At 50.8% G+C, this 23,173-nt stretch carries 25 protein-coding genes and 1 riboswitch; of the genes, 20 read left to right on the plus strand and 5 right to left on the minus strand.

The window, feature by feature from the left end; translation table 11 throughout:
• Position 1: 1 nt before the first annotated feature.
• Positions 2-1,252 (plus strand): type II secretion system F family protein, encoded by a 1,251-nt coding sequence (locus NITSA_RS03655; RefSeq protein WP_013553681.1) that lies wholly within the window; start codon positions 2-4, stop codon positions 1,250-1,252.
• A 56-nt stretch (positions 1,253-1,308) separates the two neighbouring features.
• On the opposite strand, the gene kdsB is transcribed toward NITSA_RS03655, so the two are convergent.
• The gene (gene kdsB / locus NITSA_RS03660) at positions 1,309-2,028 is read right to left on the minus strand and encodes a 3-deoxy-manno-octulosonate cytidylyltransferase (protein WP_013553682.1); all 720 of its coding nucleotides are present in this window, start codon (positions 2,026-2,028) and stop codon (positions 1,309-1,311) included.
• Positions 2,029-2,135: 107 nt separating this feature from the next.
• Between kdsB and purH the strand changes: the two genes are divergently transcribed.
• The 8 genes from purH to NITSA_RS03700 all read left to right on the plus strand — a co-directional run bounded on the left by purH (position 2,136) and on the right by NITSA_RS03700 (position 8,700).
• Positions 2,136-3,668: a bifunctional phosphoribosylaminoimidazolecarboxamide formyltransferase/IMP cyclohydrolase gene (purH, locus tag NITSA_RS03665; RefSeq protein WP_013553683.1), complete on the plus strand. Its 1,533-nt coding sequence runs from the start codon at positions 2,136-2,138 to the stop codon at positions 3,666-3,668.
• A gap of 105 nt (positions 3,669-3,773) precedes the next feature.
• Positions 3,774-4,661 (plus strand): DnaJ family protein, encoded by an 888-nt coding sequence (locus NITSA_RS03670; protein ID WP_013553684.1) that lies wholly within the window; start codon positions 3,774-3,776, stop codon positions 4,659-4,661.
• An 11-nt stretch (positions 4,662-4,672) separates the two neighbouring features.
• The gene (locus NITSA_RS03675) at positions 4,673-5,047 is read left to right on the plus strand and encodes a heat shock protein transcriptional repressor HspR (protein WP_013553685.1); all 375 of its coding nucleotides are present in this window, start codon (positions 4,673-4,675) and stop codon (positions 5,045-5,047) included.
• Positions 5,048-5,078: 31 nt separating this feature from the next.
• Positions 5,079-5,429, plus strand: coding sequence for a DUF190 domain-containing protein (locus tag NITSA_RS03680; protein ID WP_013553686.1), 351 nt, complete (start codon positions 5,079-5,081; stop codon positions 5,427-5,429).
• Positions 5,430-5,431: 2 nt separating this feature from the next.
• Positions 5,432-5,815: a fluoride efflux transporter CrcB gene (gene crcB, locus NITSA_RS03685; protein ID WP_013553687.1), complete on the plus strand. Its 384-nt coding sequence runs from the start codon at positions 5,432-5,434 to the stop codon at positions 5,813-5,815.
• Between the two features lie 55 nt (positions 5,816-5,870).
• A complete protein-coding gene (locus tag NITSA_RS03690; protein WP_013553688.1) occupies positions 5,871-7,466 on the plus strand; it encodes an endonuclease/exonuclease/phosphatase family protein in 1,596 nt (531 codons plus the stop codon).
• Positions 7,467-7,468: 2 nt separating this feature from the next.
• Complete coding sequence (gene hemJ / locus NITSA_RS03695; RefSeq protein WP_013553689.1) at positions 7,469-7,900, plus strand: protoporphyrinogen oxidase HemJ; 432 nt, start codon at positions 7,469-7,471, stop codon at positions 7,898-7,900.
• Positions 7,901-7,947: 47 nt separating this feature from the next.
• Positions 7,948-8,700, plus strand: a complete 753-nt coding sequence (locus NITSA_RS03700; RefSeq protein ID WP_013553690.1) for a DUF2231 domain-containing protein — start codon at positions 7,948-7,950, stop codon at positions 8,698-8,700.
• A gap of 182 nt (positions 8,701-8,882) precedes the next feature.
• Here the strand turns inward: NITSA_RS03700 and ppa are convergent, their stop codons facing one another.
• Positions 8,883-9,404, minus strand: coding sequence for an inorganic diphosphatase (gene ppa / locus NITSA_RS03705; RefSeq protein WP_013553691.1), 522 nt, complete (start codon positions 9,402-9,404; stop codon positions 8,883-8,885).
• A gap of 59 nt (positions 9,405-9,463) precedes the next feature.
• A complete protein-coding gene (locus NITSA_RS03710; protein WP_013553692.1) occupies positions 9,464-10,033 on the minus strand; it encodes a 6-carboxytetrahydropterin synthase in 570 nt (189 codons plus the stop codon).
• Between the two features lie 33 nt (positions 10,034-10,066).
• On the opposite strand from NITSA_RS03710, the gene NITSA_RS03715 reads away from it, so the two are divergent.
• Positions 10,067-11,335 carry a mechanosensitive ion channel family protein gene (locus NITSA_RS03715; protein WP_013553693.1) on the plus strand — a complete coding sequence of 423 codons (1,269 nt, stop codon included), beginning with the start codon at positions 10,067-10,069 and terminating at the stop codon, positions 11,333-11,335.
• 135 nt (positions 11,336-11,470) lie between these two features.
• A complete protein-coding gene (locus NITSA_RS03720; protein WP_148224932.1) occupies positions 11,471-11,839 on the plus strand; it encodes a hypothetical protein in 369 nt (122 codons plus the stop codon).
• Between the two features lie 134 nt (positions 11,840-11,973).
• Here the strand turns inward: NITSA_RS03720 and NITSA_RS03725 are convergent, their stop codons facing one another.
• Positions 11,974-12,198, minus strand: coding sequence for a hypothetical protein (locus NITSA_RS03725; protein ID WP_013553695.1), 225 nt, complete (start codon positions 12,196-12,198; stop codon positions 11,974-11,976).
• A 149-nt stretch (positions 12,199-12,347) separates the two neighbouring features.
• Positions 12,348-13,004, minus strand: a complete 657-nt coding sequence (locus NITSA_RS03730; RefSeq protein WP_042203680.1) for a M15 family metallopeptidase — start codon at positions 13,002-13,004, stop codon at positions 12,348-12,350.
• Between the two features lie 101 nt (positions 13,005-13,105).
• Between NITSA_RS03730 and NITSA_RS03735 the strand changes: the two genes are divergently transcribed.
• The 9 genes from NITSA_RS03735 to ruvA all read left to right on the plus strand — a co-directional run bounded on the left by NITSA_RS03735 (position 13,106) and on the right by ruvA (position 23,170).
• Positions 13,106-13,378: a PqqD family protein gene (locus NITSA_RS03735; protein WP_013553697.1), complete on the plus strand. Its 273-nt coding sequence runs from the start codon at positions 13,106-13,108 to the stop codon at positions 13,376-13,378.
• A 181-nt stretch (positions 13,379-13,559) separates the two neighbouring features.
• A riboswitch (cyclic di-GMP riboswitch) is annotated at positions 13,560-13,658 on the plus strand.
• Positions 13,659-13,712: 54 nt separating this feature from the next.
• A complete protein-coding gene (locus NITSA_RS03740) occupies positions 13,713-16,127 on the plus strand; it encodes a proprotein convertase P-domain-containing protein (RefSeq protein ID WP_013553698.1) in 2,415 nt (804 codons plus the stop codon).
• Positions 16,128-16,137: 10 nt separating this feature from the next.
• Positions 16,138-16,860 (plus strand): hypothetical protein, encoded by a 723-nt coding sequence (locus NITSA_RS03745; RefSeq protein WP_013553699.1) that lies wholly within the window; start codon positions 16,138-16,140, stop codon positions 16,858-16,860.
• Between the two features lie 95 nt (positions 16,861-16,955).
• Positions 16,956-17,132, plus strand: coding sequence for a hypothetical protein (locus NITSA_RS11390; protein WP_169308528.1), 177 nt, complete (start codon positions 16,956-16,958; stop codon positions 17,130-17,132).
• A gap of 221 nt (positions 17,133-17,353) precedes the next feature.
• A complete protein-coding gene (locus tag NITSA_RS03750) occupies positions 17,354-17,773 on the plus strand; it encodes a hypothetical protein (protein ID WP_042203683.1) in 420 nt (139 codons plus the stop codon).
• A gap of 98 nt (positions 17,774-17,871) precedes the next feature.
• Complete coding sequence (locus NITSA_RS03755) at positions 17,872-18,783, plus strand: phosphoenolpyruvate carboxykinase (ATP) (protein WP_013553700.1); 912 nt, start codon at positions 17,872-17,874, stop codon at positions 18,781-18,783.
• 85 nt (positions 18,784-18,868) lie between these two features.
• The gene (locus tag NITSA_RS03760) at positions 18,869-19,615 is read left to right on the plus strand and encodes a sulfite exporter TauE/SafE family protein (protein ID WP_013553701.1); all 747 of its coding nucleotides are present in this window, start codon (positions 18,869-18,871) and stop codon (positions 19,613-19,615) included.
• Between the two features lie 54 nt (positions 19,616-19,669).
• On the plus strand, positions 19,670-22,504 hold the full coding sequence (gene uvrA / locus NITSA_RS03765; protein WP_013553702.1) for an excinuclease ABC subunit UvrA: 2,835 nt from the start codon (positions 19,670-19,672) through the stop codon (positions 22,502-22,504).
• A 102-nt stretch (positions 22,505-22,606) separates the two neighbouring features.
• Positions 22,607-23,170: a Holliday junction branch migration protein RuvA gene (ruvA, locus tag NITSA_RS03770; protein ID WP_013553703.1), complete on the plus strand. Its 564-nt coding sequence runs from the start codon at positions 22,607-22,609 to the stop codon at positions 23,168-23,170.
• The last annotated feature ends 3 nt before the right edge of the window (positions 23,171-23,173 follow it).

Genomic DNA, 23,173 nt, shown 5'->3' on the forward strand with positions numbered 1-23,173 from the left:
TATGTATTTCAAAGTAACATTAATGGAGCGTGGGCATCGAACGACGAAAGTCTATGAAGCCCCCAATAAGCGGGCGGCTGCAGCTAAGGCGAAGCGGGAATTTCCCCGTGCCGTTGTCGTCCAAACGGTAGAGACAGCAGCCCCCATCGAGGAAGTTTTCAAGAAGATCGGTAAGGATCTTCAGCGCTATACCAAGGGCAAGATCAAAATTGATGACAAGATTGCAACGATCCGTCAAATTGCCGTTATGACCGATGCAGGGATTCCGATTCACGATACGTTGGAAGACGTGGCGGCCAACACGAGCAATAAACGTCTTCGGGAAATCTATCATAACATTGCGGCGGACATCAATGCGGGAAAAAGCATGTCCCAGGCCATCAAGCCATATTCCGAAGAGTTTGGTCATGTAGCGATCGCTATGACCAACCTCGGTGAAAAAACAGGGAATTTCCCGGAATCCTATCACAAACTCGCCGATATTCTGGAAAATATTCGGGACAATACCGCCAAGTTCAAAAAAGCGTTGCGCTATCCTTTGATCACTTTGACCGCTATGGCGATCGCCTTTGTCATTTTGATCATGTTGGTCGTTCCCAAATTCCGCGCCATCTTCGAGGAATTCCATGCGGAACTTCCCGTCCCCACGAAGATCCTGCTTTCGTTGGAGTATGCCTTTAGCCATTACGGGCCCTATATACTTATTACTCTGGCCGTAGGCATCTATGCTCTGATTTTTATGTATAAAAACAATAATAAGTTTAAATTTCAGATGGACAAGCTGATGGTCCATCCAAAGTTCTATCTCATCAACCGGGTCATTTTCCTTTCATCGATGTATAACTATACGTTGGTCTTCGGTGAGCTGGTACGAGCCGGAATCCCGGTCTCCGAAGCCCTTCAGACCGCGGTCAATATGGTTAACAATGATTATATACGGGAAAAACTGGAAACGGTCAATGCCAACATCGGACGGGGTATGAGCCTGACGGAAGCGTTTGAACAGACCGGATTGTTTGAGAATATGCTGCTTCAGATGATCAAAGCGGGAGAAGCGAGTGGTCAGTTGGACAAAATGTTGCAGAAAGTGACCGACTATTACAATATGCGTTTCCAGGATATCATCGACAACCTCTCCAGCTATATCGAACCGATTATGCTTTTCTTTATCGCGGGATTGGTCCTCTTGATGGCTCTGGGAATTTTCCTGCCGATGTGGGATCTGGGCCGCGCCGTCAAAAACGCGCCCTAAGAGAGCGTAGAGCCTGGAGCGTTGAGAGCTCGGCTCATTATTTACCGATATCCTCTTTACAAGAGGTGTTTCTTCATCACCTTCTGCAAATCTTCAGGCATATCGATGCCGAAGCTCTCCGTTTCGACCTTCACCATCGCCACCCGATATCCGTGGGCCAGAATGCGTAACTGCTCCAGCTTCTCCACCTCTTCGAGCTTCGCCGGTTCCAGCTCGCAAAATGTCTTGAGCGATGCCATGGTATAGCCATAGAGACCCAGATGGCCTTTATAGGTATCGAAGTGGTGATCGCGGGGGTAGGGGATCTTGGCCCGTGAAAAATAGAGTGCTATGTCGTGATCGTCGGTGACTACTTTCACCAGATTGGGATCGTCGGCTTCGGGATTGCTGACGATCTTGTAGGCACTGCAGGCCAGGATGGAAGGATCGGAAGCGTTTTGACGGGTGAGTTGATAAACCTTTTCCACCACCTCTTCTTCGATAAAGGGTTCATCGGCCTGGACATTGATGATGATTTCGTCATCGGGCAGTTCGAGAATAGTAGCCGCTTCAAAGATCCTGTCGGTTCCGGATTGGTGTTCCGTCGAGGTCATGACGGCTCGGATCCCGTATTCCTCCGCAAGCTCGAGTACTTCCACGCTGTCTGTCGCGATGGTAACCGCATCCAGTGGGGCGACTGCCTGGGCGGTGCGAATGACCATAGGGACCCCAAGAATATCTGCCAGGACCTTACTGGGAAAGCGGGATGAGCCGATACGTGCCGGGATAATGATCATAATGCTTGCCTCTCTTTTTTGAACGATTATAGACTCTGGGCCTTTAACTTTCGCCTCTTTTACCCCTCCTGGGATATAATTAGTCCCAAATATTCATAAGGATGACTATGCGTGCCTTGTTGAGCGTAAGTGACAAAAGCGGAATTGTAGAGTTTGCCAAGGGTTTGGCCGATATGGGATGGGAGATCGTTTCGACGGGGGGTACCTATCGGACGCTCAAAGAGGCGGGAATTCCGGTAACAGAAATCGACGAAGTGACCAAATTCCCCGAGTGTTTCGAAGGGCGGGTCAAGACACTCAACCCCTATGTCCACGGGGGAATTCTCTACAAGCGTGGAGACGAGGGCCATCGGAAGCAGGCCGAAGAACTCGGAATTACGGGGATCGACCTGGTCTGTGTCAATCTCTATCCCTTCAAAGAGACGATCGAACGGACCGATGACTTTGACGAGATCATCGAAAACATCGATATCGGCGGCCCCACGATGGTTCGATCCGCGGCCAAGAACTTCCAGGATGTGCTGATCGTGACCGATGCGGCGGACTATGCACCTGTCCTCGAGGCACTGCGTGAGGGGAAGGACGATCTGGCCTTCCGTCGCGATCTGATGATCAAGGCCTTCGAGCATACCGCGGCCTACGATGCGATGATCGCCAACTATATGAACCAGCGTTTCAACGAAGGCTTCGGGCGTTATCAGTTCATTTCCGGCAAAAAAGTCTTTGATACCCGCTACGGTGAGAACCCCCATCAGCAGGGAGCACTCTATGAATTCGGGGATTTTTTCACCAAAAATTTCCATACCCTCAAAGGGGAGGCGAGCTTCAACAACCTGACCGATATCAACGGAGCGGTAAAGATCGCTTCCTCTTTCGGTGACGAGCCGGCCGTTTGTATCGTCAAGCACGGCAACCCCTGTGGATTCGCCATCAAATCCGATCTGCTCGAGAGCTACACCGAAGCGCTCAAATGTGATCCCATCAGCGCTTTCGGCGGAGTGGTCGCCGTCAACGGAACTGTGGATAAGGAACTGGCCGAGAAGATGAACGAGATCTTCCTCGAAGTGATTATCGCGGCTGATTTCACTCCCGAAGCGGTAGAGGTCTTCGCTCCCAAAAAGCGGATCAAACTCTTTTCCCAGAAGAGCGATCGCCTGCACATCGCCGGAGACCGGCATGATTTCAAACATATCGAGGGAGGCTTCGTCTACCAGACGGCGGATTGTATTTGCGACAACGAGGTCAAACAGGCCAAACAGATGAGCGAGACAGTAGCGACTCCCCAGGAGATGAAGGATCTGGAGATTGCCTGGAAGGTTGCTGGCCTGACCAAGTCCAACTGTGTCGTCTATGTCAAAGACTCCGCAATGGTCGCTGTAGGAATGGGGATGACTTCCCGGGTTGATGCCGCCCAGTGTGCCCTGAAGAAAGCCAAAGAGGTGGGTCTGGATGTCAGCGGGGCTGCAATGGCCAGTGAAGCCTTCTTCCCCTTTAGAGACAGTGTGGATGCCGCGGCTGAGGCGGGAGTCCGTGCGATTATCGAACCGGGGGGAAGCATCCGCGACGATGAAGTGATCCAGGCGGCCAACGAGCATGGGATTGCACTCTATTTCACCGGGGTCCGTCATTTCCTGCATTGATAAGATTGATTGACATAGACTAAAGTATTTTGATATAATAGTCTAAAAATTAGAAGAGCCCTGTCGAAAAGAGTGCGAAAAGACCGGGCTTCAAGGAGCAGGTAAATGGCGAAGAGTCTATATGAAACATTGGGTGTCAGTGAAAACGCTACACCCGAAGAGATCAAAAAAGCTTATAGGAAACTGGCGAGGAAATACCATCCGGATATCAACAAAGATCCGGAAGCTCAGGAAAAATTCAAAGAGATCAATGCCGCTTATGAAGTTTTGAGCGATCCCGAGAAGAAGGCCAAATACGACCAGTTCGGCGACCAGATGTTCGGTGGACAGAACTTCAGTGATTTCGCCCGCAGCCAGGGAGGCGAAGTGGATCTCGAAGAGATCCTGCGGGCGATGTTCGGCGGAGCCGGCGGGTTTGGCGGCGGAGGTTTCCGCAGCAGCCGAAGCAGTTATGGCGGAGCCGGCGGGTTCGGAGGCTACGGCCAGCCCGATCTGGATACGCGGGCACGGATCACCGTCCCCTTCAACGTCTCCATTACCGGCGGGAAACACCATATCACCACTTCAGAGGGAGAGAGCTTCGATATCAAGATTCCGGCGGGGATCAAGAGCGGAGAAACCCTGCGTGTACGCGGCAAGGGCCGCAGTTGGCAGGGGCGGCGGGGCGATCTGCTGATCACCGTAGATGTGGCTCCCTCCACCGAGTATGAGCGTAAAGGCAACGACCTCTACAAAAAGATCGATGTCCCCCTCAAATATGCCCTCTTCGGCGGGAAGATCAAGGTTCAGACCCCGGAGAAAGAGGTGACGCTCAAGATCCCGAAAAACACCAAAAACGGCCAGAAGTTCCGCCTCAGAGAGATGGGGATTCCCGATCGCAAAACCGGAAAGCGGGGAGACCTCTACCTGGTGGCCAACGTCGTCCTTCCGGATGTGGATTCATTGCCGGAGGATCTGAAGAAAATATGCGAAGAGAAGTTGCCTGAAGCCTAAGGAGGTGAACGATGCACAGTTATGACGAGCCGGTCTATTTGATCAGCGTGGTGGCCAATATGCTCAATATCCATCCCCAGACCCTGCGTCAGTACGAGCGGGACGGTTTGATCCAGCCCGCCCGTACGCAGGGGCGGATGCGCCTCTACTCCCAGCGGGATATCGACCGGATGAAGATGATCCTGCGCCTGACCCGGGATATGGGGGTCAATCTGGCCGGAGTCGACGTCATTCTCCGGCTCAAAGAGCAGATGGAGAAGATGGAGCAGGAGTTGGAGTATCTCCGCGAAGAGTTGAGCAAAGTCAACCGAAACGGTGTAGTCCCCGCCGGCAAAGCGGTGGTTCGCAAGAGCCGATACGATCTGGTGATCTTCGAGGATCAATGATCCCTGGAACACCTTCTGGAAGGAGCCTTAGATGAAAAGATATCTCGGTAAGAAAAAGGTGATGCGGATCTACCTGGACAATTCGGATACCTACGAGGGCAAGCCGCTCTGGCAGCAATTGCTCCGCCGGGTCAAGGACGAAGGGATGGCCGGCGCAACGGTCTTCAAAGGGGCTGCCGGGATCGGTGCCCATACGGAGCTGCACACCTTCGAGATCTGGGCTCTGGCCCAGAAGCTTCCGGTGATCATTGAAGTGATCGAAGATGAGGAACGGATCCAGGCTTTCCTGGATAAATACGACACGATGATCGGAGAGGGGTTGGTGACCCTCTGTGATGTGGAGGTCCTCCGCTATAAGAACGCTGTCTACGACAGGAATTGATTATGGGCTTTCAAATGATTCTGGCTGTGGCACTGGGAGGTGCGATCGGTGCGACGGCCCGCTTTCTCATCGCTACGGGAGTACACAAAATCGTCGGTGCCGGTTTTCCCTACGGTACGCTTACTGTCAATGTGTTGGGAAGCTTCATCATCGGCTTCCTCTACCTCTATTTCGAACAGACCATCGCCCCCTATCAAAAAGCGCTTCTGGTGACGGGAATGCTGGGGGCATTGACCACCTTCTCCACCTTCTCTCTGGAGACGATGCTGATGCTGCATCAGGGGTTGGCCGCCAAAGCACTCGCGAACATTCTGCTCAATGTCACCCTCTGTCTCGCCGCGACGATGGGAGGGATGGCCCTCTTTCGCAAACTCTACGGCCTTTGATGTCATTGTGACATCTATCGGGATCTCCCCTCTGGAGATCGGATAGAATAACTCTATGAAATTCTTCTTTCTTCTTTTTCTGTTTTTGCTGACGTGGCAGAATCTCCATAGCCGCACGATCAAGATCGCCAGCTGGAATGTAGAGAATCTCTTCGATATGCACTATCAGGGAACGGAGTATGAAGAGTATGTTCCCGGACGTCACGGATGGTCCGAAGCGATGCTGCGAAAAAAACTGGAGCACACCGCCCAAGTAATCTGCGATCTGGATGCCGATGTGATCGGGCTTCAGGAGATAGAAAACGATGAAGTCCTCTCGCGGCTCCAGAGACTTTTGAAGCGGGTGGGGTGCCCCTATCCCTACCGAGCCGTCACCGGGGGCAGGGCACCGGTCCACACGGCTCTACTCAGCCGTATTCCTCTGGCGAAGGTACGGGATCTCCCCGTGACCCGCTACGGCCGGCAGCGGCCTATTCTCGAAGCGACCCTCCGTCTCGATCCCTCTCTCAAGATTTTTGTCAATCACTGGCGCTCCAAACGGGGGCCCGAAAGCGAGCGGATCCTCTATGCGAAGGCTCTGCGCAAACGGTTGATGAAACTTCCTCCCTCGACCGAGTACCTCCTGCTGGGGGATTTCAACAGTGATTGGGAAGAGTTTCGCATTATCGACCCAAAGCTCAACGACACCGGCGGGATCACCGGGATCAATCAGGTGATGGCAACCACCCGGGACGGACGGATGGTACGCTACCGGGATTTGAAAAGAGGGCAGAGGGAGTTTCTCCACTATAACCTCTGGCTCGATCTGCCGGCTTCCCAGCGATGGAGCCACAATTTTTACGGCAACAAGGAAGCGATCGATGCGATGTTGATCCCTCCCTCTCTGGCCGATGGACGCAGATGGGAGTATGTCCGGGGGAGTTTTGGCGTTTACCGCCCCTCTTATCTTTTCGGAATACACGGGGAGATCCTACGCTGGGGCTATCGCCACGGCAAGCACACCGGCAAAGGTTTTTCGGACCATTTGCCCATCTACGCTCGTTTTCAGACTCTGCCTGATCTGCCTGTCAAAACCTCCGCCCCCGAGGCCAAAAAGCCTCTCCCGCCCGGCAGGCTTCAATGTCACAAGGTCACCATCACACAATTGCAAAAGGCAGAATCTCCGGCTTTGCCGCTCTGTCTCGATAATGCGGTCGTCACTTTCAAACGGGGGCCCCACGCAGTATTGCAGGAGGAAGGAAAAGGGCCGACAATCCTGGTCTATGGGGCGGCTGCGGCTCTGAAAGAGGGGCATCGCTACCGCATCGAGGTCGAGGGCTTCAAACGTTATCACGGGCTCCCGGAGATTGTCGACCTGGAGCCACTGAAGGATCTGGGGCGTGTCGATCTTGCTCCTTACATCCCGGCCTTTCGACCGGAAATGATGAATGACCCCGCTGCTCGCTTTCGGGTGGTCCGAGATTTGGAGGGGATCTATCGGCATCGGCAGCTTTGGGTGAGACAACACGCGTGGCCGATTCATTTTCGCAGCAGGCGTTGGAAGCCGAAAGAGGGGAGCCGCCTTAGGATAAAGAGAGCTCAGATTGGTTATTATAAGGGCCATCCGGAACTGGTCATCTGGGATCGGAACGACTTCGAAACAGTGAGGTAAAAATGGAATATTACACTTGGGTATTGGCTTTTCACGTTATGAGTTTCGTCAGTTGGATGGCGATGCTCTTCTATCAACCCAGACTCTACGTCTATCATGCCGAGCACGCCGACAATCCCGGATTTGTGGAGGTGGTGAAGATCCAGGAGTACAAACTCTATAAATATATCGGAGTGCCTGCTATGTGGGCGACGGTTCTATCAGGGGGGACGATGCTCTGGCTCAATCCCGTATTGTTGAAAATGCCCTGGATGCATGCCAAGCTTCTTTTTGTCGCGCTTCTGATTGCGTACCATTTTTCTCTGGAGTATCACCGCAAACGCCTGATCGAGAATCCCCACTACAAGCCGGGGAAATTCTATCGTTTCTACAACGAAGTCCCCACACTCTTGATGATCGGGATCGTGATCTTTGTCGTCGTCAAACCCTTTTAGCGACCTCTCTGATATAATGGAGCCATAATTTTTTCCAAGGAGTAATTATGGCTCTTCCCGCTGTATCGATCCCTTCATTTCCTCTGCCTTTTTCTGTCCCTGTGGAGGTGCATCCCTGTATGGTGCACCTGGCAGTAGCGCTGCCTTTGGTTATCCTGCTGCTGGAATTGGTCAACCTGGTCGCCAAAAAAAGAGCTCTGGGCGTCTTTAGCTTCGTTTTGATGGTTCTCTTGGCGGTGATTCTCTTCGGTGCTTATCTGACGGGAATGGCTGATGCCAAAGAGGCGGGAGATGTTCTCAATGCGGGTCCGGCTCATGATCTCTTTGAAGCTCACAAAATTCAGGGGATCTATCTGGTCTACAGCGCCCTAGTCCTGGTCGTGATCAAACTCCTCAGCGTGCTCGTCCGCAAGACACCCATACGCGTCTTCTTTTTGATCTTCCTGATCGCCTTTACCGCTTTGACGATCAATACGGCCCAAAAGGGCAAAGAGTTGGTCTTCGACTATGGCGTCAATGTCAAGGCGACAGCAGCCAAGGAAACTCCGGTCAAAGAAGAGGCAACTCCCGCTGCAGCGCCTGTAACTACCGAAAAAAATGAAATGAAATCGGAGAGTAAGACATCGGAGGAGGTAAAACAATCTGCAAGTCCCTCAGAGACTCCGGCAGCGAAGACTTCTTCCCCCGCCGAAGAGAAAACTCCTGCTAAAGTGGCACCTGAAAAAGCCGCTGAGCCTGCTGCTGCGACTGAGAATAGCACGGAGAAAACGACCGAAGGAAATCAGAGCAAAGCCGAATAAGCCTTCCCTCCGGCCCTCTCTAAGAAATAGAGAAGTTATTACCTTGATGTATTAATCACCATATCTCACTGTGTTATCCAATAAAAGCTCGTTAAAATCAAACCGATTCTCACGAAACAATACAAAAAATGTGATAAGAAAAAAAGGGGAAAGGCAGCCTCGGAGAGAGGCCTGCGGAAGTTTTACTTGTTGTAGTTGGCGATGGCGGCGTCGAGAATTTGCTTCGCTTTCTCTTTGCCTTCGAAACCGGTTACTTTGACCCACTTGTTGGGTTCAAGCATTTTGTAGGTTTCGAAGAAGTTTTTGATCTTGTTGAGGGTATGCTGGGGCAGATCGTCGATCTCCCGGATATCCTTGTAGGTAGGATCGATTTTGTCGGCGGGAACGGCGATGAGCTTTTCGTCGATACCTTTTTCGTCCTCCATCATCAGAACCCCGATGAGACGGCTTTTGATGTAGCAACCGGGGTAGAGGGGGTATTCGCTGATGACGAGGATGTCGGCCGGGTCACCGTCGTCGCTGAGGGTATTGGCGACGAAGCCGTAGTTGGCGGGGTAGAACATCGCCGAATACATTACCCGGTCCACTTCGATGGCGCCGCTCTCTTTGTCCAACTCATATTTGACGTTGGAACCGTAGGGGACTTCGATGATCGCTTTGACTGCATCGGGGTTTTCACCCGGTCCGATTTTGCTGATATCCATAGTTGATCCTTTGCAAAGTTTTCCGGAATTTTACCATAGGCGGAGAGTGCCCGAGCTTGTCAGGAGCCCGCCGTGGAGCGCTCAACCCGGCAATGGGATTTGGGTGTCTCCCAAAACTCCACTGCTTCGACGACGATTCCGAGCTTTTCCATCCGTTCACTGACGATCTCGAGGATCCAGGCGGTGAGGTTCTCGCTGGTAGGGACGAAATTCACAACGACCATCCCTTCGTACTTTTCAATCAGCGCCTCGGGAGCATCCCCCAGCTTCTCGAGCCTCGGGGTCCAGTATCCCTCTTCGTGGTAAAAGAAGGAGGCTTCGTCCATTTGGCCCTTTTCATCGACGTAGTGGTGCATCAGGTCACCGAAAAGCGGATCGTGGCGGTCGAGGATGAAGCGGTGGTCCAAAGAGGCATCGAGCCAGGCTTTGAACCAGTTAAGATGTTTGAAGTCGGTCACCATACCGTCGATCAGGCTTTCGGAGCTGAGAAAGATTTTAATTTTCCCCTGATGGCCGTGAAGATGCCGGCACATCAGGCACTCATCCAGGCTGTATTCTTTGTCGAGATTCTGGGACCACACCCGATGCCCGTAACAGAAGTCGAAGGATTTATCGATGATCCAGCGCATAGTTGCTCACTTTGATTTGATAGGCTGGAGAAGATGATAGCAGATTTCTCTGAATGGTTTTATGGGGAGTTTGGCTACAATCTCCCTATGGAGCAGCTGATCAATCTTATCAACCACCGTCTGCCGGAATCCCTTTTACACTATACCTTGTGGCTCCACGTGACGCCGGGGGAACTCCTGGTGGCTCTGGGGCTGGTGCTGGCGGCTATTACGCTCAACTGGTTGCTGAGACGCCCCCTCCTGCGCTGGGCTAAACATCGGCTCTACCGCCATCGTAGGGAGAGCTTTTACCGTCTTCTCTATCGCCGGCTTGAAAGTATCTTCCGGCCTTTGCGACTGCTGCTGACGGTTTATCTCTTTAAAAAAGCGGTGGAGATCTTCGTGGCGGGGGGTTGGATCGATACTCTCTTTTTCGTTCTCTATTGGCTTTTTCTCTTCTGGTGGCTCTATGAGATCACGAAATTCCTGCTCTATTTGACTCTTTCGGCGAAGATCAAACGTCAAAAAGAGGCCCGCGCGGAGCTCTATAACCTCTTTCTCAATATTACGCGGGTCTTTTTGGCCTTTTTGTTCATCATCCTGGTGCTCTCCCGTCTCGGGGTCGATCTGACGGCGTTGATCACTTCCCTGGGGATCGGCGGTGCGATCATCGGATTGGGAGCCAAGGATACCATTACAAATTTCCTCGACTCTGTTCGCCTTGTCAGTGAAGATGCTTTTCGCCAGGGGGATTGGATCGAAACCGATAAGGTCGAAGGTTTCGTCACCGAAATGGGGCTGACTTCCACCAAGATCCGCACCTTTGATAATGCCCTGGTCACCGTGCCCAACAGCGTTTTGGCCAATACCTATGTCAAAAATTGGACCCGGAGGATGGTGGGACGGCGGATCAAATTTTACCTACGCCTGAAGCTCACCACCGACACACGGGAATTGGAGCGGGTGATCTACGAGATCCACGAAATGCTCGACAGCCATCCCGATATCGTCAACAAAAACAAGCTTCGCTACATCCGTCGAATGAAACGTACTTACGAAAACGGTCTTTTCAATCTCGAGGATCGTTACGGAGTGCGTCGGACGCTCCTGGTCTATCTGGACGAAATCGGCGAATATTCCCTCAATATCCTCGTCTATGCCTTCTCCATCTCCGTCAACTGGGAAGAGTGGCTTCGGGTCAAGCAGGATGTGATCAAAAAAATTCTCAAGATTGTTGAAGAGTCTTCCCTGGAGTTGGCTGTTCCACGGGAGGAGATTCTCCTGGAGACGAGGGAAAAGGAGGACGGTTCATTCTCTGTATAGCATAGTGTGCTAGGATTCTGTAAAAAAGAATAGTAGGGATCCGATTCGATGTCTAAAAGAGTACTGTATGTATTGAGCGTTTTAATACTAGTGACAGGTATTGCACAAGCCAAGAAAAGTCCCCAAAAGCAGGGGATGGAAATCTTCCAAAGCAAATGTCAGCTCTGCCATGTCACCCATCCCGTCACGCCCGCCGAAAGGGCCAAACTTCTGGGCCCGCCCATCGATGAGGTGATGCTCCGGGTCAAAGAGAAATACCCCATCAGCGAGAATGCCGTCGCTTTTATCGTCGACTATATCTTCCATCCCTCAATCGATAAGGTCCTTTGTCCTTCTATTGATACCTACGGCCTTATGCCTTCGATGGCTAAAAAACTCTCAAAAAAGGAGGCAGAAGCAGTCGCGCAGATGCTCTTCGAGACTTTTCCTGTCCAAAAGAAGCGTAAAAACAGAAAGGATGATAATGTCAGTGTGAGAGGGAAGAGTCGTGATTCTTCTCACTGACAGGATGTGCCGGATCGGATGAGAAGGAGCTAGTCAAGTATCTGAGTCTGAAATCTAAAAATCCAAGGCTTAAAAAGATTACCCCGAAGCGGGGCAATCGACGAGATGAAAGCTCCGGGATGGCGAAGGGAGGATTACTTTTGAGTTTCAGGGGTCTTTGCTGTCTCTTCCTCTCCGGAACCTGCCGGTGCCTGCTTGGTCGCGTCTGTTGAGTTGGCCTCCTTCTGGACGGCCTGGTCGGCTTGTGCTGCCTGGGCTTGTGCTGCCTGGGCAGGGGCTGCTTTCATCGTTTCACCGGCACTGAGGAGAGTGCCGCCGAGCAGGAGTGTGGCTGCAGTGAGAATCAAAGTCTTTTTCATGGAATTTCCTTTGTGGTGAATTGATCCAAAATGATTCATTGGACACCGCCATTCTAAAGGGAACTCCTTACCCGGGAATTACCGTTCGATGTCTTGTCACTCATTTCGTTGAGTCAGTTTCAGGATTTGAGAGAGGATAATGGGGGGAATCAGTGGCGGTTTTTGTCAAAGTGTTGATAGTCTTTGATGGAGTGCCAATCCCCGCCCCAGCGCCAGCCCCGGCTTTTGAAGATTCTGACGATGGGGTCGTGGGGCGCGATGAGGGCGCGGTCTTCGGGGTGAAAGGGATTTTTGTGTCTGCGGATACGATAGGGGAGGGAGGCACGGTGTGCGATATGGCCGCTACGGGAGATGTAGGGGTTTTCGATCGGGTTGATATCGATGGCTTTTCCATAGGCGTGGTTGGACCACTTTTTGCCGCCGGTAACGGCACGGCAGTTGAAAGCGGAGGTGTTGTCGGCCTCGATGGAGCGATAGTCGCTTCCGCCATAGTCACTGACCAGTTGCATTCGGCGGATGGGGTATTTCGCCCGATAGAGTTCACCGAAGATTTGCGTAACCTCTTTGGCTACATCCTTGTGAACCACCATCTCTCCGGTATGGGGCTTTCCGTCGAAGCCCAGATAGTTCAGCCTTATGTACCTAAGATCCCGCAATTTGACCGGGCAGCCATCGCGATAGCTGTGTCCGGCCCGCATACGATGTTCGATCCGGGGGGTGATGGAAGATATTTTGGCGGTATAGCCGGCAACCACTATCGAAAGAAAGAGAGTTTGAAGAGTAAAGAGTAGATACAATCTTTTCATAAATACATTATACATTATAAAGGTACAACTCATTCTGTTATACTTTTATTTAAATTTAAGAAATTGAAATATTAAAAATCAGCAGAATGAAGGTGATAAAGATGGATTTCTCCAAGAAAGTGATTTTTCCCGATTCTATATTCGCCCAGGAAGTGGACGGCGAGATGGTGCTGCTGGATATGAACACCGAAAATTACTTCGGTCTCGACAGCGTCGCCAGTGATATCTGGAAGCTGCTTCAGGAAGGTAAAACGATCGGGGAGACATACGAGGCGCTTCTGGAGATCTATGAAGTGGACCCGGAGACACTCAGGAAAGATCTCGAAACCTTTATCGATAATCTCCTGGAAAACAGGCTTGCTTTTATAGAGTAAAAATTTCTCCGGACACCTCTATCTCCAATCGATAAAATTTTCAGGAAACCTCAGTAGAGTAATTAAATCACCTTTTGCCTTGGCGGAATTTATATGAAAAATATCCATTCTGAAAGCGTAAAATCTAAAAATATTAGTAGGTTTGGCAATCTTTTGATATTTTTGGTTAAAATATAAAGCTACTAGAAAATGCCACCCCTGTTGCGAGGCAGGTTCGGAAAGCCATGGGTCTTTGATACTGTCACTTGGCAGTAAATGAGAAGATCGCCAGGTTGCCTAATAGAAGAGTACGGATGAGTAAGCGGATATTCTCTTCCATAGCAAAGAGGCAATAATGGAAAAAATACATAAGCAATTGTTGAAGCGGTTTTTTGTTTTGGGGATGTTATTGCTCGGAAGTTTGGCATTCCCTTCAACATTCGACTGGGAGACAGAAGGATGGTCGCCTGATGGAGCTTTGAGTCAAAACTATACCAATGTAGATGATTCCGGAGTTAATGTCAGTATCACTGTGACAGGTGATACTGACAAATTGCAGGACAGTACTCCAAAGCTGGATGACGGTGGAGGGAGTCTTTCCAATGATAATCTGGAGTTTTATGCGGATTATGATGATACAACCCAGAAAATTACGGTAACGATAAAATTCTCTACGCCGGTTAAATTAAGTAATTTGAGATTCAGAGATATAGATTATGCCGATGACGGTACATATGAGTTTAATGACAAAATTATCGTCACCGCACAAGATATTGATGGGAATACAGTTACTCCCAATGATGTCCAATTGGGAGATTATGTCCAAAGTAATGCAGCAGGTGAATATGAATCTGATGAAAATCAAGACCACAATGGGGGGCCTGACAATACCGGGGCAATGGTCACCCTGGGATTTACTGATGTATACGTAAGTGAATTGACTTTCGTCTATACTGATGGAGATATCAATACTGATAACCCTACTGGCCAGGCGATTTGGTTTGACAATTTTGATTTTGAAGCTCTCGATACTGATGGAGATGGTGTTGTAGATGTCAAAGATATCGACGATGATAACGATGGAATTTTGGATGTAAACGAGAGAACTCCTGTTGTGGCTCAGACAGTTTCCAATACAGATACAGGAACGATTCCTGATGATGGATATCCCGACAACTGTCTGGATCGAACATTTAACGTATCAGATGGTGATGTTATCGACGATATAACGATTTTAGTAAAAATAGAACATTCATGGAGAGGAGATCTTGTTGTTCAACTCATTTCTCCCTTTGGAACAGTGATTGATTTGATAAGAGATGAAGGGGGGAATGCCCAAAATTTAAGTACCAATTTCTCCGATGCCGCGACGGAATCTATCGGTGATGATAGTGATGATCAAGATTTGGATCATCCGGTGTATAGAAAACCTGATCAGCCGCTGAGTACATTTAATGGAGAAGATCCGAAAGGCACTTGGACACTGCATATGTGTGATGATGCGAGTCAAGATGAAGGAACCTTCAACGAGGCAGATCTTAATATCAGCACTTCGAACAATCGGGATAGCGACAACGATGGCATTCTTGATTCTGTCGACCTCGACAGCGACAACGACGGCATTCCCGATAATGTGGAGGCGCAATCAACAGGGGATTACACTGCAACGAGTGGAACCGATGACGATGGTGATGGTTTGGATGATGCTTATGACCAAAACACCTCAAGTGCCCCCGGAAGTATAGGGCTTGTTTCTCCTGATACCGACGATGACGGTATTCCCGACTACCTCGACAGTGACAGTGATAATGATGGCTACAGTGACTGTGAAGAGGGAAGGAATAACCCTGAGTGTGATCCCAACCCGGCTGTAGAAAAGAACGGGCTGCCGGAATGGCTGCAAGTGGGCGATGGCTATGACAATGTGTCTGCCGGTATAACGGACCCTGATCCGGACGATGGAGGAAATATTCAGGATGAAGTTACCGGTAATCATGAAGCAGCCTACCGGGAGTTTCTCTGCGGAAAAAACCGAACCACACTGACCCATATGCAGTGGAAAATCATCAGCTTCAGTTGTGATACTGGGGCAAACTCCATCTCTGATCTTTTGGGAGGTGACGACGGTTTGGGTGAATATGGTACTGACTGGGTGATGTACGAGCAGAGTGGTAGTGACAACTATGAGATCAACGGTACGACCCATCCCAACACGGATAAACGGAAACTCAATGCTGGGGATACCGTCGTGCCGGGCAAGGGATATTGGATCATCGCCGACCTCGGAGGGACGGGGAATGAAAAGAATATCACTATTAATGAAACACTAGATGATATCAATCCAACATCGGTGGAAGATGCCTCTGCAGTCGGTATCAGTGATGGCAACTTTAGTAAAGTACACGAATACCTGCTGCCTAAAAATGAAGTTAGTGATCCAGATACGGTTGATTACAAAAAATATATGGCAGGCAATCCATTCCCTTATGCCTTTCATTTGGCCAATCTCTATTTTAAACACAATGCAGATGGAATGACTTACCATCCGATGGGAGATATAAATAACGATGATTATATCAACAAAATTGTCTATAAGCATGATAGCAATGAAACAGGTCCTGTTACCGGATATGAAGCGATAGATCCTTCGACACCTGGATTCGGCGGCTCCATCGAGCCGATGGAAGGGTTCTTTATCAAGATCGAGAAGAACCAAAGTGATAATTATGTCAACCATTTCGCCTATCCTCTGACCTACAGTAATGATTAAGGAGCTCCTGATGCAAAGCAAAAATATTTATAGATTTTTTTCTTTCCTGATATTATTCTCACTGGTCGGTCTGATGCAGGGATGTCAGGGGACTTCCCAGGATGGGTTGGGTTCCTCCGACAAAAAACAAGAGACAAATCCCGATACAGGGAAAGACTCCAAAGCCGGAGAAGGCGGATGGTATATGCGTACTCGAGTCTCTGCCACTGCAGAAGACGGGACCGTTTATCAGCATAATACAGCCGGGGTTTTCGGTCGGCTTGTTGACAGCTGGAATGGAAAAGACCGACACGATATCCCCGCCTACGGGCCGGCAGCACTCCAGGTGGTTTTTCCTCATTATAATTGGGGAGATAAGGAGAGCGGTGATTACTGGAGCGATTATCGTAGCTACCCGGAGAAGGGGTCGAATGAAAGAGCTGTCTGGACCTTCCAGGTCAAAAATCAAAAGAGTGTCGACCTCTCCAATGCGGATATTAGGATTAAACTTGATGACGCGAGGCGTGTGGACTTTGTCAAAATAGATGGAAATATCCGGTATAAAGAGACCGGCCTCAACCAAGGAATGAAGAACCAATTTACTCTGGTTGATGTGGACAATAAGCAGACGTACAGTGTCGATGAACTGGATAAGATCAATCTCAATATGGACGGTAAACACATCCGGACATTCCGATGGGTCAGGGGGCCGGTACTTGAGGAAGATTTTAAACCAGTCGTGCTGCCGAAATGACTTTTAGATTCAATAATTTATGTATGAATTTAATTATATTGATAGTGGTTTCGATATAATGATAAATATATGCAAAAGCATAGGAGAACTCCTAAATGAATAAGCAAAAAAGAGAGAAGCTGAATGGCAAGATGCTTAATGCTCGCCGGAACTTTTTGAAAAAGGCTGCATATTCGGCTCCATCCATAATGGTGTTGGGCAGCTTGGCCAAGCCTACTAGGGCAAAAGCCGATCAATTCGGAGGACCACCAAGCGATCCATCTGGCTGGTAATAAGAAAGGGTCCTCTATCAAGATCGATAAAAATCAGAATATGATCAGAAGATGAGGCGTGTGAACTTTGTCAAAGTAAATGGAAATATCCGCTATACAGAAACCAATCTAACTAAAAAAGGATGGTAAACCGATTCATTCTAATGGATACGGACAATATAAACAGATATACCTTCCAATGCCGGATTCAGTAGCGTTTTGATAGAAAGGGACGAATATTTATGCCGAAAAATCGAGCGATTTTATATGGAGTGATTCTTCTTGTGTTGGTAGTGGTCGCTTTTATGAGATTCAATACTGATAAAGTGAATCAAAAACCTGCCGCTACGGGCGCAGCGACAACCCAAACAGAGAACACATCCTCTGCCATAGATGCAAATGAGGCTCTGAACGCTGGAGTTGAGAGGGGATTTCACCCGAAAAATTCCAATACCGAAGAGGAAAAGAACTCTTCGCTCAATGCGGAGAGAATGGAGAGCGCAGAATCTGGATCGAACGAAGATGAAGGAACCGGTGACGAAGAGGCCGAAGATGAAGCTTCCTATGTCAAAAGAACTCACCTCATAGGCGGTGCCGATGTGGTATGGGAACCGCCAAAACCCAAAGATTCTGAAGATAAGTTTGGAGAACCGCCTGAATAACCTGACAAAAAGAAAAACTGATTTTATAAAAAATCCGACACATATTCTATTGAGTTCACTGAATATCGTCAGATGTGGGGAGAAATGAAGAAGTTTGTATGATACATGGACATCAATTCCTCTTTGTCGATCAGCAAAGTTTGCAAGAAGAGTATGACTCTTTCAAATTTTCTCATTCCGGCAACGATAGATTAAACACGATCGAAGTAAGGGAAATCGACACATATCAGGGGTTTGAGCGACGAAGCTCTCTGTTGTATCTGTCTGGACGTGGATGCTATTATTTGAGCAACACTTCTCCTGAGAAGATTGAGCGAGATCATGACTGGGGATTGGAGATTGTAAATGTCTTGACCCTGGTTTGGGATGGCAAAAGTAGACGCATCCTTTATGCAAAAGGAAGAGACTTTACCCCCCGATTACTTCAATTTTGGATTTATCATACTTTTTTCCCGATCGCGCTTGAATTGGAAAGAAATTACACGATGCTTCATGTTGGGGCAGTGGAAATCGATGGAGGAGTGGTTTTCTTTTCTGCCCCCTCCTTCGGGGGGAAATCGACACTTACAGACTATTTCATTGGACGCGGGCATACTCTTTTTGCGGATGATACACTCCCGATAAAGCAAGAAAACGGGGAATTTATTGTCTACCCTTCATTCCCTTACCATCGTCCCTATCGACAACCGGAAACTCTGGGGCGTCGCGTGGAGAATTTTGCCGGGGAACCTGCCCTTCTCAAAGCCCTTTTTGAGTTGAGACAATGCGAACCGAACGATTCAATCGACGTAAGGCCTCTGGAAGGCATTGAAAAGTTCAGGGCTTTTTATCAAAGTGTCTTTGTGAGTTTTTCTTTTATGAAGAAAGAACGCTTTGAATTTTTTGCGAAAATGGCGATGAAAACTCCCGCTTATCGTGTCTCAATACCCTGGGATAAAGAACGCTTGCCTGAAGTCTACAACGCTATTGTCAAACAGCTTCAGGATCAGTCTCAAGTTTCTATAGTATAGCTAGGGGCATAAGGCAACATAGCGCTTTTGGAAAGTTCACATTACCAAGATGGTATAATCGCGTATTTCTCTATAGAGGATATGTATGGAAATACTCCTTTTCTTTGTCGGAATGGGGATCGGCACGCTTTCGGGATTTTTCGGGATCGGGGGCGGTACGGTGCTGGTGCCGGTGCTGCTGTTGATGGGCTTTGGCTTCAAGCACGCGGTCGGAATCTCCATTATGCAGATGGTCTTCAGCTCCGTCTACGGCTCCTATCTCAATATCAAGAAGGGTTCCCTGCAACTGGGGGAAGGGCTCTTTGTCGGTTTCGGTGGTTTTTTGGGGGGATATCTGAGCGGTTACATCACCCCTTATGTACCCGATCGGGTGCTGCAGACGGTCTTCATCGGCTTTGTACTTTTTGCCTTGATTCGAATGATGACTTCCAAAGCCCATAGCGATGAAGAGGAGAGCAGATCCCTCCCCAAAGCGCTGCTCTTTGTCATCGGGGTAGGGATCGGAGTCATCGCCATCAGCATCGGGGTGGGTGGGGCGATCATTTTGATCCCCCTTCTTTCGGGCCTGTTGCACTATCCGGTCAAAAAGGCGGTCAGCGCCGGGCTCTTTTTCGTCGTCTTCTCTTCGGTGGCGGGATTGATCGGGCGGTTGATGCATGGGCAGATTGATCTGCTCAGCGGCGCGATCGTGGGAGCCGGATCTTTGGCCGGGGTCTATCTGGGAGTCTGGCTCAAAGAGCATGTGTGTAACAAACGCCATAAAACTTTCATTGTCGTTATGTATTCGATCATTCTGGCGATCATGGTTTATAAGATGTTTTTTGCGAAATGAGATTTGAGCGTTGAGCGTTGAGAATAAAGAATTAAAACAAGGATTGAAGAGTTTATGAGCAAACATCACGACATCATCGAGGTCAAGGGTGCCCGAGAGCACAACCTCAAAAACATCGAGCTGGAGATCCCCAAGAACAAAATGGTGGTGATCACCGGCATCAGCGGCAGCGGCAAATCGACTTTGGCGTTTAGCACCCTCTATGCCGAGGGGCAGCGGCGCTATATCGAATCGCTCAGCTCCTACGCCCGGCAATTCCTGGGTCGGGTGGGCAAGCCCGATGTGGACAAGATCGAGGGACTCACCCCCGCGATTGCCATCGACCAGAAGACCACCTCCAAAAACCCCCGTTCCACCGTGGGGACCATCACCGAGATCTACGACTACCTGCGCCTCTTTTTCGCCCGGGTGGGCAAGCAGTATTGCCACCACTGCGGCAAGCCCATCTCCAGTATGAGTGCCAGTGATATCATCACCGAGGTCCTGCGTCTGCCTGAGGGCTCCAAACTGGTCATTATGGCTCCCCTGGTCAAGGAGAAGAAAGGCACCTTCGCCGATATGATCGAATCGCTGCGGCACAAAGGGTATGTGCGGGCGATGATCGACGGGGTGATGGTGCGCCTGGATGATGAGATCGAATTGGCCAAGACCAAGAAACACACTATCAAGGTGGTCATCGACCGGGTCGTGGTCAAGGAGGGCTCCAAAGAGCGGATCGGCCAGGACATTGAAAAGGCCCTCAAAGAGAGTTACGGCGAAGTGGAGATTGAAGTGCTCAACCACGAAGAAGTAGGGCTGGACCGCAAGGATTTCCACTACTCTGAGCATCTGGCGTGCTTTGACTGTAAGCTGAGCTTCGAGCCGCTGGAGCCGGTGAGCTTCTCCTTCAACTCCCCCAAAGGGGCCTGCCCCGCCTGTGACGGTTTGGGGATCCGCTATACCCTGGATATGAGCAAGATCATCGACTCCTCCCGCAGCATCGCCGAAGGGGCGGTGCGGATCATGCACGGCTTCAACAAGAGCTACTACTCCAAATTCCTCACCGCCTTTTGTGAGCAGAACGATATCCCTACCGATATTCCCTGGGAAGAGTTGCCCGAGCATCAGCGCAAGCAGGTGCTCTACGGGATGGGGAGCGAACCGGTGAACTTTACCTGGAAGCGCCACAAGCTCAAGCGGGAGTGGCCCGGGGTGGTGAAGTTTGCCCACGAAATGTTCACCGACGAGAAGGACCTGGCCGAATATATGACCGAGAAGGTCTGCGACAAGTGCGAGGGCAACCGCCTGCGCCCCCGGTCTTTGGCGGTGAAGATCGACGGGAAAAACATCGCGGATATCGTCAATATGCCCATCGAGGAGAGTTACGCCTACTTCGCCGACGAGAGCAACTTCAGCCACCTCAGCGAGCAGCAGAAGCTCATCGCCGAGCCGATCCTCAAAGAGATCCGGGAGCGGCTCTTCTTCCTCTACGATGTGGGGCTGGGTTATCTGACTTTGAGCCGGGACGCCCGGACCATCAGCGGGGGCGAAGCCCAGCGTATCCGCATCGCCAGCCAGATCGGCAGCGGGCTGACGGGGGTGATGTATGTGCTCGACGAGCCCAGCATCGGGCTGCACGAGCGCGACACCCTCAAGCTGATCCGCACTCTCCAGTCCCTGCGGGACAAAGGCAACAGCGTCATCGTGGTCGAGCATGACAAAGAGACGATCCTGGCGGCGGACCATATCGTCGATATCGGGCCCGGAGCCGGGGAACACGGCGGGCAGATCGTCTTCAACGGTTCCCCGGCCAAGCTCAAGCGGGCCAAGACCCTCACCGCCCAATACCTCCACGGCAAAAAGGAGATCCGCTACCCCCACGCAAAGCGGCCCAGGGAGCAGTGGCTGGAGATCCGCAATGTCACCCTCAACAACATCGAGAATCTCTCCGCCCGCATCCCGCTGGGGAACTTCGTCTGTGTCACCGGGGTCAGCGGCAGCGGCAAGAGCTCTCTGATCCTTCAGACCCTGCTGCCCACCGCGAGGGAGATCCTCAACCGGGCCAAAAAGGTCAACCGGGTTGAGGGAGTCGAGATCGACGGGCTGGAGCACCTGGACAAGGTGATCTATCTCGATCAGAGCCCCATCGGCCGGACCCCCCGCTCCAACCCCGCCACCTACACCGGGGTGATGGATGAGATCCGCAAACTCTTCGCCCAGACCAAGGAGGCGGAGCTGCGGGGCTACAAGGTAGGACGCTTCAGCTTCAACGTCAAGGGCGGCCGCTGCGAAAAGTGCCAGGGGGAGGGGCAGATCAAGATCGAGATGCACTTCCTGCCCGATGTGATGGTCACCTGCGACGCCTGCAATGGGGCCCGCTACAATGAGCAGACCCTGGAAGTACGTTACAAGGGCAAGAACATCGCCGAAGTGCTCGATATGAGCGTCGCCGAGGCGATGGAGTTTTTCAAAGCGATCCCCGCCATCGCCGGCAAGCTCAAGACGCTGATGGACGTGGGGCTCGACTACATCAAACTGGGGCAAAACGCCACCACCCTTTCCGGCGGAGAAGCCCAGCGGATCAAGCTGGCCAAGGAGCTCAGCCGCAAAGATACGGGCCGGACCCTCTATGTGCTCGACGAACCCACCACGGGATTGCACTTCGCCGACGTGGACCGGCTTACGGGCGTGTTGCACCACCTCACGGAGCTGGGCAATAGCGTCATCGTCATCGAGCACAACCTCGATATGGTCAAAAATGCCGACTACATCATCGATATGGGCCCCGAAGGGGGGAACAAGGGCGGGCAGATCGTCGCCACCGGGACTCCCGAAGAGTTGGCAGCCGGCTATATGGAGACCGGAAGCTGTACGGGAGAATATCTGGCGAAAGAGTTGGGGCTTGAATAAGAATTGAGCTTGACGGCAGGAGCATCGGGATTTCAGATAGCCATTTTCTTACGCGCTTGAGGGAAAATACTCTAAAATGAGTGTCAAAAAGAGGGGGGATCGATGATCGTGGGAATTGAAGGAAAAGTGGAAGCCAGAGAGCCGACCTGGCTTCATCTCAATGTGGGCGGCCTGATCTATGAGGTGAATGTCTCTCTCAATACCTCCAACACCGTTGCGGGCAAGGAGCAGGTGAAGCTCTACGTCACCCAGATCATCCGGGAGGATGCGAATCTCCTCTTCGGTTTCGCCGACCGGAACGAGAAGAAGATGTTTGACACCCTGCTCAAGATCAACGGTGTGGGGCCCAAGGTGGCTCAGGCGGTCTGCTCCACCTTCACCCCCGAGAGCTTCGCCAAGATCGTCGCCGCCAAAGACGTGGCACTGCTCAAAAGAGTCCCCGGCATCGGTCCCAAAGCGGCCAGCCGGATCCTGGTGGAATTGGCCGACTTCATCGTCGACGGTTCTACCGCCGAGGGGAGTGCCGCGGCCGATCATCAGGAGGCGGTCATGGCCCTGGAGAGCCTGGGCTTCAAGAAAGAGGCGATCCGCAAAGCCCTGGCGGGAGAGAGCGGCGACACCGCCACTCTGGTCAAGGCGGCGCTGAAGAAGTTGCAGAGACTTTGAAAC

Source organism: Nitratifractor salsuginis DSM 16511 (genome assembly GCF_000186245.1).
Classification (GTDB): Bacteria; Campylobacterota; Campylobacteria; order Campylobacterales; family Sulfurovaceae; genus Nitratifractor; species Nitratifractor salsuginis.